This is a genomic window from Streptomyces sp. NPDC093094 (assembly GCF_044754345.1).
GTDB lineage: Bacteria > Actinomycetota > Actinomycetes > Streptomycetales > Streptomycetaceae > Streptomyces.
On the sequence record NZ_JBIVOX010000001.1, the window covers coordinates 184222 to 199376 of the forward strand.

The following is a 15155-nucleotide window of genomic DNA, read 5'->3' on the forward strand; positions in this document are numbered from 1 at the left end:
CGGTCAGGACACCCCGGCGAACTCCGCGCCCGCGTCGCGCAGCCGGGTGTGCAGGCCGTGGAACACGGCCGCCGAGCGGCCGCCCGGCCAGTCGGCGGGCAGCAGATGCGCGGGCAGCCCCGGATCGGTGTACGGCAGATGGCGCCAGGAGTCCAGCGCGAGGAGGTAGTCGCGGTACGCCTCGCCGGGCGGGGTGTCCGGGCGCTGCTCCCAGGCGTGCAGGACCGGGGCGTGGCGGTCCAGGAACGCCTCGTGCTCCTTGGCGATCGCCGCCAGGTCCCACCAGCGGGCCACGGACTCCGCGGTCGCCGCGAACCCGAGGTGCTCACCGCGGAAGAAGTCGACGTAGGGGTCGAGGCGCAGCCGCTGAAGGGTGTGCCGGGTCTCCTCGTACAGCCGGGCGGGGGCGATCCACACGCCGGGCGCGGCGGTGCCGAAGCCCAGTCCGGCCAGGCGCGAGCGCAGCACGTGCCGCTTCTGCCGTTCCGACTCCGGCACCGAGAACACCGCGAGGACCCAGCCCTCGTCCCCGGGCGGCGCGGTGGCGTAGACGCGGCGGTCGCCGTCGTCGAGCAGCTGTCTCGCCTCGGGGGAGAGTTCGTAGCCCGCCGCGCCCCGGCCGGTGCGGGCCGGCACGAGCAGACCGCGGCGTTTGAGCCGGGACACCGACGAGCGTACGGAGGGCGCGTCCACGCCCACCGCGGCGAGCAGCCGGATCAGCTCGGCGACGGGCACCGGGCCGGGCAGGAGGCGGCCGTACGCGCCGTAGAGCGTGACGATCAGAGACCGCGGAGCATGCTGGTCGGACACGTTGATCATCTTAGGTCGTCGGCGTCACTGCCGGTCGCCCCCGGTGCGCAGCCGGAAGCGCTGGAGCTTGCCGGTGGCCGTGCGCGGCAGGCCGTCCAGGAACCGGATCTCGCGCGGACACTTGTACGGCGCGAGCTCCTGCCTGACGAAGGCCCGCAGCGCCTCCGGGTCCCGGGCGGCGCCCTCGCGCAGCACCGCGAAGGCCACCACGACCTGGCCCCGGTCCTCGTCCGGCCGGCCCACCACCGCCGCCTCGACGACGTCGGGGTGGCGCAGCAGCGCGTCCTCGACCTCGGGGCCGGCGATGTTGTACCCGGCCGAGATGATCATGTCGTCGGCGCGGGCGACGTAGCGGAAGTACCCGTCGGGCTCGCGGACGTAGGTGTCGCCGGTGACGTTCCAGCCGTCGCGCACGTACACGCTCTGGCGCGGGTCGGCGAGATAGCGGCAGCCGACCGGGCCGCGCACGGCGAGCAGTCCGGGTGTGCCGTCGGGCACGGGCGTGCCGGTCTCGTCCTGCACGCGTGCCTGCCAGCCGGGGACGGGCACTCCGGTGAGGCCGGGGCGGGCGTCGTCGTCGGCGGCGGAGATGAAGATGTGCAGCAGCTCGGTGGCGCCGATGCCGTTGATGATCCTCAGACCGGTCCGCTCGTGCCAGGCGTGCCAGGTGGCCGCCGGGAGGTTCTCGCCGGCGGAGACGCATCTGCGCAGGGAGCCGAGGTCGTGGCCGTCGGCCTCGGCGAGCATCGCCCGGTAGGCGGTCGGCGCGGTGAACAGCACGGTCACCCCGTGCTCGGCGACGGCGGGCAGCAGCCGGCGGGGGCCGGCCTGTTCGAGCAGCAGCGCACTCGCACCGGCGCGCATCGGGAAGACGACGAGACCGCCGAGGCCGAAGGTGAAGCCGAGCGGGGGACTGCCCGCGAAGACGTCGTCCCGGCGCGGCTGGAGCACATGCCGCGAGAAGGTGTCCGCCGTCGCCAGCACGTCGCGGTGGAAGTGCATGCACCCTTTCGGACGGCCCGTGGTGCCCGAGGTGAACGCGATCAGCGCCACGTCGTCCGCCGCGGTCGCCACCGCCGGGTACGGGGTGTCCGGCGCCGGCCGCCGCAGCAGGTCGTCCGGGCCGTCACCGCCGTACGTGGTGATCCGCAGCCCCGGCGCCTCCGCCTTGACGAGGTCGTCCACCGCCCGGATGTCGCACAGGGCGTGCTCCACCCGGGCGATCTCGCACAGGGTGCGCAGCTCGTGCGGCCGCTGCTGCGCCAGCACCGTGACCGCGACCGCGCCGGCCTTCAGCACCGCCAGCCAGCAGGCCGCCAGCCAGGGTGTGGTCGGGCCGCGCAGGAGCACCCGGTTGCCGGGGACGACGCCCAGCACGCCGGTGAGGACGTGGGCGATGCGGTCGACCCGGGCGCGCAGCTCGCCGTAGGTCCAGGTCTCGTCCGGGGTGTGGAAGACCGGGTGTTCGCCGGGCGGTCCGTGCAGCAGTTCGGCGGCGCAGTTGAGTCGTTCGGGGTACCGCAGCTCCGGCAGGTCGAAGCGGAGCTGGGGCCACTGCTCGCGCGGCGGGAGATGGTCGCGCGCGAAGGTGTCGAGATGGGCCGACTCGTTCATGGCGGTTCGCCCCCTGGGTGTGGGCTCGCGCACGGCTCGGGTGGGCAGCGCCCCTGGAGCGTATCGCGTTGGTGACGGCAGTCAAGACAGCGCGATATGGTCGGGGGCGAGCCTGGAAAGAGGGGACCGGTGATGACCGCATTCTCGCTCGAACCGGCACAGACCGCCTGGTGTGCCGAACTGCGCGCCCTGGCGGAGGAACGGCTGCGCCCGCTCGCCGAGAAGAGCGAGGACGGCCACGTGGACCGGGCACTGATCGCCGAACTCGGCCGCCTGGGGCTGCTGGAGCGCCTGTTCACCTCCGGAGCCCTGGAGCTCTGCCTGATGCGCGAGTCCCTCGCCTACGCCTGCACCCCGGCGGAGACCGCGCTCGCCCTCCAGGGCCTGGGAGCCCACCCCGTGCACGCCCACGGCACACCCGCCCAGCGCGAGCGCTGGCTCCCGCGGGTGACCGACGGCTCCGCGGTGGCCGCCTTCGCGCTCACCGAGCCGGGCGCGGGCTCCGACGCGGCCGCGCTCGCCCTCGCCGCCGCACCCGACGGCCCCGGCCGCTGGCGGCTCACCGGGCAGAAACGGTGGATCTCCAACGCCCCCGAGGCCGACTTCTACACCGTCTTCGCCCGCACCGCGCCCGGCCCCCGGGGCGTGACCGCCTTCCTCGTCCCGGCCGGCCGCCGCGGCCTCACCGGCTCCGCGCTGGAGATGCTGTCCCCGCACCCCATCGGGGCCCTGGACTTCGACGCCGTGCCGGTCACCGCCGACGACGTCCTCGGCGAGGAGGGCCGCGGACTGCGCGTCGCCCTCGGCACCCTCACCCTCTTCCGGCCCAGCGTCGGTGCCTTCGCCGTCGGCATGGCCCAGGCCGCCCTCGACGCGAGCCTCGCCCACACCGACCGGCGGGAGGCGTTCGGCGGCCCGCTGAGCGGCCTCCAGACGGTCGCGCACCAGATCGCCGAGATGGCCCTGCGCACCGAGGCGGCCCGGCTGATGGTGTACGCGGCGGCCGCCGCGTACGACCGCGGCGACCCGGACGTCCCGCGGCGCGCGGCCATGGCGAAACTGCTCGCCACCGAGACCGCCCAGTACGTCGTCGACGCCGCGGTCCAGCTGCACGGCACCCGCGCCCTGCACCGCGGCCATCTGCTGGAGCACCTCTACCGCGAGGTCCGCGCCCCGCGGATCTACGAGGGGGCCAGTGAGGTGCAGCGCGGCATCATCGCCAAGGAGACCTACCGCACGGGGAGGGCCACCGTATGAGCGCCGAGCGGATCGATCCGGCCGAGCTGTCGCCGCCCACAGGCTTCTCCCACGCCGTCGTCGCCACCGGCTCCCGGACGGTGTTCCTCGCCGGGCAGACGGCCCTGGACGGCGACGGGAAGGTCGTCGGCGAGACGCTGCCGGAGCAGTTCGAGAAGGCACTCGGGAATCTGCTCACCGCGCTCGCCGCGGCCGGCGGCACCCCGGCCGACCTCGCGCGCGTCACCGTCTACACCACCGACATCGCCGACTACCGCGCCCACGCGGCCGAACTGGGGCGCGTCTGGCGCAGGCTCGCCGGGCGGGACTATCCGGCGATGGCCGTCGTGCAGATCGTACGGCTGTGGGACGAGGCGGCCCGGGTGGAGCTGGACGGGTTCGCGGTGCTGCCGTAGCGCGCACCTGCGTCAACACGCCGACGAAGGGGTGACGGTCACCTCTTCCGGCACGGACGCCGGGTACCTGTGGAGCCCCCACACAGGAGGTCTCCCCATGCACCGCTCCTTCCCCGCGCTCCTCGGCGCCGCGGCCGGTGCCGCGCTGCTGCTCGCCGCGGCCGCCGTCCCCGTGGCGGCCGACCCGTCCGAGACGGTCACCGTCGACCCGACCGGCCGGATCGCCGCCGACGGCACGGTCACCCTGACCGGCACCTACCGCTGCACGGGCAGCACCGGGCCGGTGTTCGTCAGTTCCGCGCTCTCCCAGGACCGGCCGTCCGTGCAGCAGGGCATCGGCGGCAGCCGGGCCGTGTGCGACGGGGCCGAGCACCGCTGGGAGAACTCCGGCCTTCCGCAGCCGGACTCCCTCGAGGCCGGTCCCGCCGACGTCGAGGTCACGGTGATGGAGCTGCACCCCTCGGGCGGTCTGCCGCTGCCCCGCTTCCACGCGGTGCTGGAGCAGGAGATCACCCTGGTCGAGGGCTGACACCCCGCCCCGTGCGGCCGCCGGTCCGGGTCCGCCCCGCTCACCCGCCGCGGACCCGGTCGAGCAGGCCGCACACCGCGACCCCCGTGACCAGGAAGGCACCCATCGCCGACAGCAGGGCGACCTCGGCGTACGACGGCGGGGTCAGCCGCAGGGCGACGGCGGCGCACGCCGCTCCCGCGAGGACCGCGCAGCCGACGCGCGCCGTGAGACGGAGCAGGGCCCCGGCGGCCGCCTCGCGGGCCGCCCGCGCACAGGCCGCAGCCGCCGTCAGGGCGCCCGCCGCCAGAGCGAGCCGGGGCGTCCCGAACAGCAGGCCGTAGCGGATCGCCAGCGCGGGCACGAAGAAGAGCAGCAGCCAGTGACGCAGGGCATGCACCACGAACGACAGCGTCGGCGCGGACGCGTCCGGCAGCCGGGCGGCCACCGCCCGCAGCGCCGTCAGGGCGACCGCGGCCGCCACCGCCAGGGGAAGCCGGTCGTCCAGCCGCCCCAGGCTGTACAGCAGGGCCGTGTCGTACACGACCAGCACCAGCACGGCCAGCGACCCCAGCGAGCCGATGAACACCAGCAGCCCCGGCATCGACGCCGGCACCCGCGAGGCACCCGGGTCCCGTGCCGCCGCACGCGCGAGCAGCAGCGGGGTGACGACGGCGGAGACGGCACGGATCACCAGGTCGTCGACCGTGTACGGATTGCGCAGGTCCCATTCGACCAGGCAGAACACGGCCGTGTACGACACGGCGGCCGACGGCAGCAGGGCCGAGCACGCGATCCGGCGGTACAGGCCCGCGTCCAGCCACCGCACCACGGTCGCGAACGCCAGCAGCACGAAAGGAAGTTCCAGGAACGCCTGCACGCGCAGCACGCTCGGCGCGAGCAGATCCGGTGCGGGGAAGTGCCCGGCCAGGCCGCGCAGGACGGGGGACGCCGACGCCAGGTCGAACCACCCGGCGGGCAGGAAGCGCGCCACGAACGACGGATCCCCGTCGTGCACCCGCAGCACGTACACGGTGAACAGCACCTGATTGACGTGGACGAGGCCCGTCACCACCGCCAGCCCCACGGCGGGCGTGAGGACGCGGCGGCCCGCCGCCCCGGAAGGACCGGGGCGGCGGGCCAGGACACGCGGGGTGATCGCGAGGGCCGTGACGACCGACGCGACCACCACCACGTCCACGAGTATCCGCACGGTCACGTGTGCAGATACACCTCGCATTCCGTGCCCGACGCATGGACGACCAGGCCGGTGACGTCGTCCGCCTCGTGGCGGACGTACCGGTCGTCGGTGTCGTTCGCCGTCCAGCCGCGCCCCTCGGCGAACACCTCGGTCGCGACCGCGTGCTCGTCCACGGACGTGGTCCTGCGGAAGCCGTTGCCCGCCACGAACCGCGGAACGGACGAGCACGGCGTGCGCAGCACGGCCGCCATCGGGTACGTGTCGTCCGCGGACCACGCGTAGTACCCCTCGACCTTCGCCGACGCCGGCAGGTCGATCGCGTGGTCACGGAACGCCCGGGCAGCGCTCACATCGGTGTGCGCGCCCTGGAAGGCGCCGGGGAACCGTTTCGCCGGCTCCTCGCCGCACGAGGCGACCGCCATCAGCGGCAGCAGGCCCAGGATCAGCCCCGCCGCCGGACGCCGGAACGCAGCGGTGCGCATGTCACCCCCCGATCTCGTAGGTGTAGGAACCCCAGACGTTGTAGTCCTGGGCATAGCCGTCGGTGTGCAACCTTGCCAGATCGTTCTGGTTGATCTCTTCCCACTTGCCGACGTTGCCGCGCGGGGCACCGCCCGCCGGGTTGCCCCAGTTGTAGCGCTTGAAGACCTCGACGGTGATCGTCTTGTTGTCGTTGGCGGTCTTCACGCGGTACTGGAACCCGTTGAGCGCGTACCACCACTTCTGGACCGCGGGGCCCTTGTCCCCCTGCTCCATGAAGTCGGCGACGCTCGTGCCCACGCTCCACTCCGTGGCGGACTCCCCGCTGCCCGACTTGCGGGCGTCGGCGATGTGGCCGTCGACCAGCCGCTGGAAGCCGGGCAGGTCGTCCATCATCTGCTTGGGGCTGATCTCGTAGGCGTCACCGGACGCGCCCAGCCAGTGCTCCAGCAGGTCGGAGGCGACGTCGTAGTGCATGGCGTTGCGCATGACCTTGGCGCCGGCCGTCATGTACCCCCACAGGCCGAGGTTGTAGTCCTGGTTCAGCCACTGCGTGAACCAGTTGGAGTCGTCGAAGGGACGGTCGTCCTCGTTCTGCTGGGCCGGCGCGTCGAGCGGGGTGTCGTTCTCGTAGAACTCGCCCTCGCCCGGCTTGGTGATGTTGTCGTCCGCGCGGTCCGCGTAGTAGTTGTCGAGGAACGCCTCGCTGCCGCAGACACCCATCTCGGCGCAGATCATGTGGCCGTCGTACTCGACCCGGCTGGTCGGGTTGCCGCCGGTGAAGGCGTAGCGGTTGCCGGTGTACGGGTCGACCCCGAGGCCCATGTCCGCGAGGGCGCCGTTGTACATGTCCCGGGTGGTGAAGCGGTTCAGGCCCGGGCTGTAGTCGCGGAAGCCCATGTCGTAGGTGCCGGACCGGGCGTCCCAGCGCTTGGCGTTGTAGCGGTAGGGGTTGTACGCCTCCTTGGCGGGGTCGGCCGCGTCGGGCTTGTCGATGCCGGTGAACTCGGACTCGTCGTCCTTGCCGTAGGCGGTGTAGCCGTAGGTGGCCTTGGTGTCGCCGTCCTCGTCGGTGAGCGTCTCGACGTCGGTGTGGCTGTTGTAGCCGTAGTAGCCGTCCTCGGTCGTGCCGTCGCTGTTGTGCTTGATCTGCGACAGCCGCTCGCCCCACGGGCTGTACTGGTAGGACTTGGTGAGCGTGCCGGCCACCTTCTCGTCCAGGACCTCGGTCGACAGACCCAGGTAGGAGAAGTCGGTGGTCTTTCCGTCGGCGGTCTTCGTGGCGGTGCGGTCCAGCGGGTCGAACGTGTACGTCGTCGCCTTCAGCGCGCCGCCGTCGTCCATCCGCTCGGCCTTCACGACGTGGTCGAAGCCGTCGTAGGTGTTGCGCTCGACGACCTGGCCGGCGGCCGTGACCGATTCCATGCGGCCGAACGGGTCGTAGGTGTACTTCGCCGCCACGCCCGAGGTGGTCGCGGTCAGCAGCCGGTTGCGGTCGTACTCGTAGACGGTCTCCTTGCCCTCGACCGTCTGCCGGACGACGTTGGCGTTGTCGTCGTGGACGTAGGTCTCCGTCCCGGCGCCGTTGCCGGTCTTGACCGACTCCTCGATCCGGTCGGCCGGGTCGTAGGCGTACTCGGTCGTCGACTCCAGATAGGCCGCGGTGTCGTCGGCGTTCATCTTCTTCGCCACGTCCTGCGCCTTGTTGCCGTTGGCGTCGTAGGCGTAGGTGTGCGAGGAGACGAGGGTGCCGTTGGCCTTCTTCTCGGTCGTCGCCTTCACAGCGGCGTCGAGGTAGTAGGTGTAGTCGACGGTGTTGCCGTTGGCCTTGGTCTCCTTCAGCTTCAGACCGCGGTCGGTGTAGGTGTACGTCGACCTCTTCGGCGACGTGTCGGTGGCGGACCTGCCGACCTCGACGGTGGCGACGAGGTCGCGCAGGTCGTAGATGTACCTGGAGAACTGGTCGGGGTGGGCGACCGTGGCGACCAGGCCGTTGGCGTCGTAGGTGTACGACGTGGCCTTCTTCTCGGTGCCCGCGAGCTGCTCCGTGACCTTCTGGATCTGGTTGAGCCCGGTGTAGGCGACCGAGTAGGCGTCGATCTTCGCGCCGGGTGACGTGTCGTCGATCGACGTCATGTTGCCGTTGACGTCGTAGGTGTACGAGAAGGTCCGCTTCTCGTCGTCGGTCTCACCCGCGTTGTCGCGCACCAGCTTGACCGCGTCGGCGACGGCGACACCGCCGCTGCTCTGGTCCAGCTTCAGCCCGGTGCTCTCGCTCTGCTTGAGCGTGTAGGTGCCGAGGCTGACCCAGGTGCCCGCGGCCGTCGTCTGGTTCTTCGTGACGGCCGGCTCGGTGGTGGTGCCGTGGGTGAGGGTGTACCTGGCGGTGGTGGTGGCGCCGGTGACCTGCGGGTACTTCACGTACGCGGTGTACGTGCCGTCCTTGGGGATGTTCAGCGTCCAGGTGAACGCGTCGGTGCCGGTGCCCGCCGCGTGGGTGCGGTGGTCGTAGCCCTGCTGGCCGGTGGCGTTCCCGGTGGCCCAGGTGCCGGTGGCGGACGTGTTCTGGGTGTCGGAGTTGTCGGCCAGGACGACCGACCTGCCGACCGGGACACCGTCGTCCGACTTCGACTTCAGCTTGCCGTCGGGGTAGTAGGACCAGGACATCGTCCGGTTGGACGAGCCGCCCGCCGAGGTCAGCGTGCGGGCCGTCTGCAGACCCAGCTCGTTGTACTCGTAGGTGGTGGAGATGTCCCACGGGTCGGTGGACGACCGCACCCAGCCGTTGTCGAAGTACTCGTACGTCGTGTCGTTGCGGACGGTCTCGCCGTCCGACGGCGGCATCGACGTCCTCGCCACCCGGCCCACCTTGTCGTACACGGTCTCCGTGTAGACGTCCGGCTTGTTGAACCGGGTGTCGTCCGGGTCGTACGGCTGGTACTTGCGCACCACGCGGTTCAGCTCGTCGTAGGCGGTGCGCACGGTGAAGTCGTCCGCGTCCGCGGTCGCCGTACCGCGCGGCGTGATCACCTCGGTGACGTTGCCGACCTGGTCGTACCCGTACTTCGTCGAGCGGGTCGTGGTGCCCTCGTGGGGGACCTCGACCTCGGACTGCATGCCGCGCTCGTCGTAGGTGACGGTGGTGGTGTTGTTCTCCGCGTCCGTGGTCGACGTGACCAGCGAGTCCTTGTCGTAGACCCGCTCGGTCGACTTGCCGTTCGCGTCCGTGACGGTGGTGACCCGGTGGTTCAGGTCGTAGGCCGTCCTGGTGGTGTAGTCGGACGGGTCGGCGGTCGCGTTCTTCTTCGGGTCGACGACGGTGACCAGGTTGCCGACGTCGTCGTACGCGTAGGAGACCTTCTCCTGCTGGGCGTTGACCACCGAGGTGAGCTGGTAGATCGCGTCGTAGTGGTTCGTGGTGACGTAGTCGGTGGTGTCCGACGCCGTCAGCGATCCCTTGGGCTCGGTCGTCGTTCTCAGGTTGCCGACCCGGTCGTACGTGTAGGCCGTACGGCGCTCGCCGGACGTGGCGGTGTCCTTGGGCGCGGTCGCCGAGAGAACCTGGTCCGCGTCGTCGTAGACGGCCGTGGAGACCGCGCCGTTCGGCGAGGTCGACGTGGTGACGTTGTCGTTCGCGTCGTACACGGGGGCCGGTGTGGTGATGAAGTCACCGGCCGCCTGGTCCTTCGGCGCCGTGCCGGTCGTCGGACGCCCGAAGGTGTCGTACTCCTGCGTGGTGGTCCTGGAGCCGGCGTCGGTGACGTGCAGGACCTGGCCGCGCACGTCGTAGTCGAACAGCGTGGAGAACGACTTGGCGTCCGTGATCCGCTTCGGGTAGCCGTTCGCGTCGAACTCGGCGTACGTCGTCGGGTTGCCGTTCGCGTCGGTCGCCTTGCTCAGCTGGCCGTGGGCGCCGTACTCGTACGTCGTGGTGTAGTCGCCCGCCGTGGCGGTCGCGACGCCCTTGGGGTCGGTGACCGTCCTGAGGTTGCCGAAGGTGTCGTAGCCGAACTGCCAGGCGCGGCCCTCGGGGGAGGTCTTGCGGAACAGGTCGGCGGCGTAGCCGTCGGCGCGGGTCTGGTACTCGTACCTCGCCGCGTTCGCGGGCCACTCGGAGGTGTCGGCGACGCAGGCGGTCAGCTGGTCCGGCACACCGGACCTGTTGTTCTCCGCGTCGCGCTGCCAGAGCGGGAAGCCCGTCCTCTGGTCGTAGCAGAACGCGGTCCTGGCGCCGTTGTCCTCCTCCAGATACGTGACGTTGTTGTCGGCGTCCCAGCTCATCTTCGTGGTCTGCGACTTGGCGTTGACCGTCTGCACGGAGCGGCCGTAGTCGTCGGCGACGTACTTCGTCGCGTTGTTCTCGGCGTCGGTGACGGTGGTGTCGACGAACTTGGTGTTCGACGCGTCCGCCGCGTACGCGAAGGCGGTGTCGCCGCCGAGACGGTCGGTGATCTTCTTGGTCCACCAGTGGTACTTGGGGTCGTCACCGGCGCTGGGGGCGTAGTAGTCGAGCCGGGTGTCGTGACCGCGCGGGTCGGTGACGGTGACCAGCTTGACGTTCTTGTTGCCCTGCGTGGCGTCGTAGGCGAAGCCGAACACCTTCGGCTGGGACGAGCCCGCGCCGTCGGTCAGCCGGGTGAGCAGCCCCTGGTCGGAGTACCCGAAGGTGAGCTTGCGGCCCGAGATGTCCGTGATCGACTCGACGTGATCGGTGATCTTCGGGCTGGACGCCTCGGCCTTGGTCCAGTAGTCGACGGTCAGCGACTGCCGGCCGGCCGGGTCGGTGATGTAGGAGAGGAACTTGGTCGGCTTGTTGTTCGACCTGCGTTCCTCGTAGGTGTACGTCTGCGTGTTGCCGTTCTTGTCGACCACCGAGGTGAGGTAGCCGTCGCAGCCGAACAGGAAGCGGGTGCCGTCCGGGCGCAGCAGGGTCCAGGCGTCCGGGACGGGGTCCTTGTCCGGGGTGCAGTCCAGGCCCGGCTTCATGGTGAGCCGGTAGTGGACGCCCGCGGGGGCCTTCCAGGTGCCGTCCTCCTGCTTGGCGAACACATGCGTGGTGCCGTCACCGTCGGGCAGCCGGACCTCGCGGGCGTTGGCGCTGGGGTTGGGGTGGAAGTCCAGCGGGGCGCCGAGCCGGACCGGTCCGGCGAGCTGGGCGGACCAGCCGCCGCCGAGGACGGTGTCGGAGGTGTCGAGGGAGTTGTAGGAGAAGCGGGCGAAGGTGGTCAGACCGCGTCCGGGGTTGGTGAACGCGTTGTACGACCACACGGTGTTCCCGGCGGCGAGGTTGTTCATCACCGTCGAGCCCGCACCGGTGTTCTTGCCGGTGTAGGAGTAGAACTTCTCCAGGCCCAGGGAGTTGGAGGTCGGGTCCTCCACGGCCACGTTCTGCTTCAGCCCCGGGATGCCGCCCGTGCCCGCCGACAGCCAGCTGCCGTCGGAGACCTTGCGGACGTCCCAGCCGAGGACGTAGTCGGTGCGCTTGTTGCCGTTGTCGCTGTTGACCGGCGTCTTCACCTGTGCCTGGAGCACGGTCGACTGACCCGGCGCGAGAGCCGGTACCGCCGTCGCGACCTGGTTGCCGCCGTTGGTGACGTCCGTGCCGTCGGGGAGCTTCCAGGTGTAGGACAGCTCGCGCTCACCGGCCGCCCACGCGGTGGCGGTGGTGTTGGTGAGGGTGAACTCGACGGTGTACGCGGAGTTCGGGGTCATCCGCGCGGGGGTCTTGGGCGCGTAGTACGTCGACTCGGTGGTGGAGTCGATGTAGGTGACGACCAGACGCGGACGCAGCCGCTTCTCGCTCGCCTCGGAGGACAGGAACACCGTCCGTTCCTGCTTGACCGACTCGTCGGCCGTCCTGAGCAGCACACCCTGCTGGGAGGCGGGGGTGTTCACCCAGCCCTGGACGAGGGAGGTGACGCTCCAGTCGTGCCGTGCCGGGTCGTTGCTCATCGCCGGGGCGGTGTCGGCGACCGTCGTGCCGGCGTCACCGCCGGGCGTGGTCCAGGCGGTGGCCGCGTCCGCCTTCGTCCAGGTCGCGGACGCCTCGTCGAAGTCCCGTGTCAGCGGACGCAGTTCGTAGACCGCGCCGGTGTTCTCGGTGGTGGTCTGGGTGCCCCACAGACGCATGGTCGCGTCCAGTACCCGCGCGCCGGCGGGGACGCCGGCCAGGGACGGGAACTTCAGGGCCGCGCGGGTGGTGCCGTAGGTGGGGGAGTTGTTGCCCACCGTCAGCCACTTCTGCGCGACGCCGTCGACGATCGTGTCGTGCGGGGTCGTGGACTCCGCCTGGGACAGGGTGGTGTCCTGGGCGGCCTCGACGATCTTCGTGGTGCGGCCCGCCTTCGGCAGACGCACCAGCTGCGTCGGAGCGCCGGTCACCTGCCCGTCGGCGGTCTTGACCGCGACCATGTAGTAGTACGCCCGGCCGAACGGGTCGGCGCTGTCGGCCGCCGTCGGTGTGGCCGAGGTGTCCGTGTACGTCGTCGCCGACCTGGACACCGGGGCGACCAGGGTCGCCGCGGACGGCGTGAAGGTCTGGTAGACCGAGCGGTGGACCTGGTACTCGACGATGTCGTCACCGGCCGAGGCCGACGGGTCGGTGTAGGCAGACCAGTTCAGTTCCGCGCCGGTGTCGTGGATCGTCGTCGGGGCGTCGAGCTCCACACCCGGCCGGCCGTAGGTCAGCACCAGCCGCGGGTAGTTCGCCGTCTCGCCGCCGTAGCCGAACTCGCTGCCCTCGTAACGGGGGCCGCCCTTGGGCGCGTTCGCCGACTCGTCCGCCGCCTTGACGACGAAGCCGTGGTTGGTGTTCGTGCCGTCGATCCAGGACTGGACCGTCTTCGTCACGGGGAAGGAGTGCCAGACATCGGCCTCGTGAGGCTGCTTGGTGACCACGCCGCCCCTGGTGAAGCGGACCGCGTCCGCGAGCACCGCCGTCGTCGTCGAGGCGGGACCGTCACCGAGGACGATCCTGCCCGCGGTGCCGGCCTTGAACGGGCGGGTGCCCAGCGTCTTCCACACGCCGCCGGTACCGGCCTTCTGGTCGACCGTGTAGACCTGGGTGCCGCCGTTGTAGGTCAGCGTGTAGGGCGCGTTCGTGGCCCGGTCCGCGGCAGGCACGTAGTGCACCTGGACCTGGTAGTCGCCGTCCTCCGGGAGGTTCGGCTGCCAGGTGTAGGTGTTGCCCGCCACCGAGTCCTTGTTGTACAGGTAGTCCTGGTTCACCGCGTACTGCGTGTACGCCGTGTTCCCGGAGGCGGGCCAGGAGCCGCTCGCCGCGGTGGTGCCGGCGTCGCCGTCGTCGACCAGGACCGAGGTGCCGGACAGCTCGCCGGTGATCCCGTTGGCGCTGTTCCAGGTCGCGGTGGACTCGGACCACGCCTGTGTCGCCCGGTGGGCCTCCAGCGGCACCTCGGTGTCGGCCGCCGTGTGGGTCTGGTCGTAGTACAGCTTCAGCTCGGCCGCGTCCAGCTTCGTGCCCGCGGGCACCCCGGTGAGGGGGAACTTCAGCAGCGCGCGCGAGGACCCGGTGGAGGTGTTGCCCACCGACAGACGCCAGTTGGCGTCGTAGTTCGACGCCGGACCGTCCGAGGAGATCATCACGTCCTGCGCCGTCGCCGGCGTGGGGGCGATCTGGATCGTCGGGTCGACGGTGACCGGGTACTGCCGCTCGGGGGCCGCCAGCCACTTCGCGTCCGGTACGACGGTCAGCTTCCAGCCGTCGCCGTCGCGCGCCAGACGCTGCTCGACGGCGGTGCTGTACGCGGTGCCGTAGGGGGACCCGGCGTCCTTCTTCGTGTCCGCCATGAACGGCGCCGGGATCACCAGCACCGGACTGGTGCCCTCGCCGTAGAAGGCGATCGAGCCGTCCTCGTCCGCCTTCGGGGTGAGACCGTCGGCGTCCAGGGTGAACGTGAACCTCACCGGCCCCGAGGGGCGTTCGGCCAGGGTGATGTTCTCCTTCACCCGGCCCGCGCCGACCTCGTACGACAGATCCGCACCGGCCACCGCGTCACGGTAGGTGACCGTGTCGCCCTTCGCGACAGGGGCCAGCGCGCCCTTCGCGCCCTCCAGGCCGAGCGTCACCGTGTGGCCCTCGGCGGACTGCACCCGCACCATGCGGCCGGAGTCCTTGCCGAACCAGCTGCGCAGCGCGTTGCCGGTGTTGGCGTACTCGAAGCCCGGCTTGCCGGACCTCTCCACCCGGACATCGATGTCGTGCCACGACGTGCCCGAGCGGTAGCCGGTCGGCACGGCGGAGACCTCGGCCTGCACCCGCCCGTCCGACAGCTGCCAGTAGCGGGCGTTCGCCGTACGCCGCGCGGTCAGTTCCCCGACCCGCCGCGGCTTCGGCGCCGCCTTGCCCGGCGGGAGCTTCTGCCGCTCGGCGACCCCCGCCTCGTCGTGCGAGACCGGCTCCGCCTGCCGGTCCTCGCCGTCGTCCGCGAACCAGTCCTTGACGGTGTCGACGAATCCGTCGCCGTCGCCGTCGGAACCGGACGCGGCATAAGCGGCCTGTGGCAACAGTGAACTCGTCACCGCCGCTGCCACAAGGCACGCCAGTGCCCTGCCCAATCTGGGACTCACGCCAAACCTTTCCCTCAATGGTCCTGGAAATCCACGGAATTAACCCCGGTCCGGGCCTGCGAGGGCTCCGGCCAGGGCAGACGCCGTGGCGGCCGGAGGTCTAATGATTCAGCTGATGCCAAGTCAAGTGCGGCGACAATCCACCCACTTGATGGGGCAGCCCCTGCAAAACGGCCAAATGGGAGGTGCTTTGTGTCCGATATATCCGCTCGCTGGAGAACGGCCGAGGCATGAGGTATAAAATCGCCTGTCCTGGCTCGCACGGAGCCGGACTCACCGGCAATTCAGGTGCCGAGGGGGG

General features: G+C 71.0%; 8 protein-coding genes. 3 read left to right on the top strand and 5 right to left on the bottom strand.

The window, feature by feature from the left end; genetic code table 11:
* Positions 1 to 3: 3 nt before the first annotated feature.
* Both ACIQGV_RS00725 and ACIQGV_RS00730 read right to left on the bottom strand, forming a co-directional pair.
* Positions 4 to 819, bottom strand: coding sequence for a PaaX family transcriptional regulator C-terminal domain-containing protein (locus ACIQGV_RS00725; RefSeq protein ID WP_402488477.1), 816 nt, complete (start codon positions 817 to 819; stop codon positions 4 to 6).
* A 15-nt stretch (positions 820 to 834) separates the two neighbouring features.
* Entirely contained in the window at positions 835 to 2505 is a 1671-nt protein-coding gene (locus ACIQGV_RS00730; protein ID WP_402489448.1) for an AMP-binding protein, read from the bottom strand.
* Positions 2506 to 2556: 51 nt separating this feature from the next.
* On the opposite strand from ACIQGV_RS00730, the gene ACIQGV_RS00735 reads away from it, so the two are divergent.
* The 3 genes from ACIQGV_RS00735 (at position 2557) to ACIQGV_RS00745 (ending at position 4605) form a co-directional block, all read left to right on the top strand.
* A complete protein-coding gene (locus ACIQGV_RS00735) occupies positions 2557 to 3681 on the top strand; it encodes an acyl-CoA dehydrogenase family protein (protein ID WP_402488480.1) in 1125 nt (374 codons plus the stop codon).
* Positions 3678 to 4076, top strand: a complete 399-nt coding sequence (locus ACIQGV_RS00740) for a RidA family protein (RefSeq protein WP_402488483.1) — start codon at positions 3678 to 3680, stop codon at positions 4074 to 4076. The genes ACIQGV_RS00735 and ACIQGV_RS00740 overlap by 4 nt, the downstream gene beginning before the upstream one ends.
* A 97-nt stretch (positions 4077 to 4173) precedes the next feature.
* Complete coding sequence (locus ACIQGV_RS00745; RefSeq protein ID WP_402488485.1) at positions 4174 to 4605, top strand: DUF6299 family protein; 432 nt, start codon at positions 4174 to 4176, stop codon at positions 4603 to 4605.
* A 40-nt stretch (positions 4606 to 4645) separates the two neighbouring features.
* Here ACIQGV_RS00745 and ACIQGV_RS00750 read toward each other — a convergent pair whose 3' ends face one another.
* From ACIQGV_RS00750 to ACIQGV_RS00760, 3 genes are read right to left on the bottom strand one after another with little or no spacing between them, the layout of a single operon-like run.
* Entirely contained in the window at positions 4646 to 5803 is a 1158-nt protein-coding gene (locus ACIQGV_RS00750) for a hypothetical protein (RefSeq protein WP_402488487.1), read from the bottom strand.
* Positions 5800 to 6267: a hypothetical protein gene (locus ACIQGV_RS00755; RefSeq protein ID WP_402488490.1), complete on the bottom strand. Its 468-nt coding sequence runs from the start codon at positions 6265 to 6267 to the stop codon at positions 5800 to 5802. The genes ACIQGV_RS00750 and ACIQGV_RS00755 overlap by 4 nt, the downstream gene beginning before the upstream one ends.
* A 1-nt stretch (position 6268) precedes the next feature.
* Positions 6269 to 14791 carry a DNRLRE domain-containing protein gene (locus tag ACIQGV_RS00760; protein ID WP_402488492.1) on the bottom strand — a complete coding sequence of 2841 codons (8523 nt, stop codon included), beginning with the start codon at positions 14789 to 14791 and terminating at the stop codon, positions 6269 to 6271.
* Between the last annotated feature and the right edge of the window lie 364 nt (positions 14792 to 15155).

Bases quoted from the DNA above. Each gene is read 5' to 3' on its own strand.
- ACIQGV_RS00725 (WP_402488477.1), bottom strand. From the start codon at position 819: ATGATCAACGTGTCCGACCAGCATGCTCCGCGGTCTCTGATCGTCACG.
- ACIQGV_RS00735 (WP_402488480.1), top strand. From the start codon at position 2,557: ATGACCGCATTCTCGCTCGAACCGGCACAGACCGCCTGGTGTGCCGAA.
- ACIQGV_RS00740 (WP_402488483.1), top strand. From the start codon at position 3,678: ATGAGCGCCGAGCGGATCGATCCGGCCGAGCTGTCGCCGCCCACAGGC.
- ACIQGV_RS00745 (WP_402488485.1), top strand. From the start codon at position 4,174: ATGCACCGCTCCTTCCCCGCGCTCCTCGGCGCCGCGGCCGGTGCCGCG.
- ACIQGV_RS00755 (WP_402488490.1), bottom strand. From the start codon at position 6,267: ATGCGCACCGCTGCGTTCCGGCGTCCGGCGGCGGGGCTGATCCTGGGC.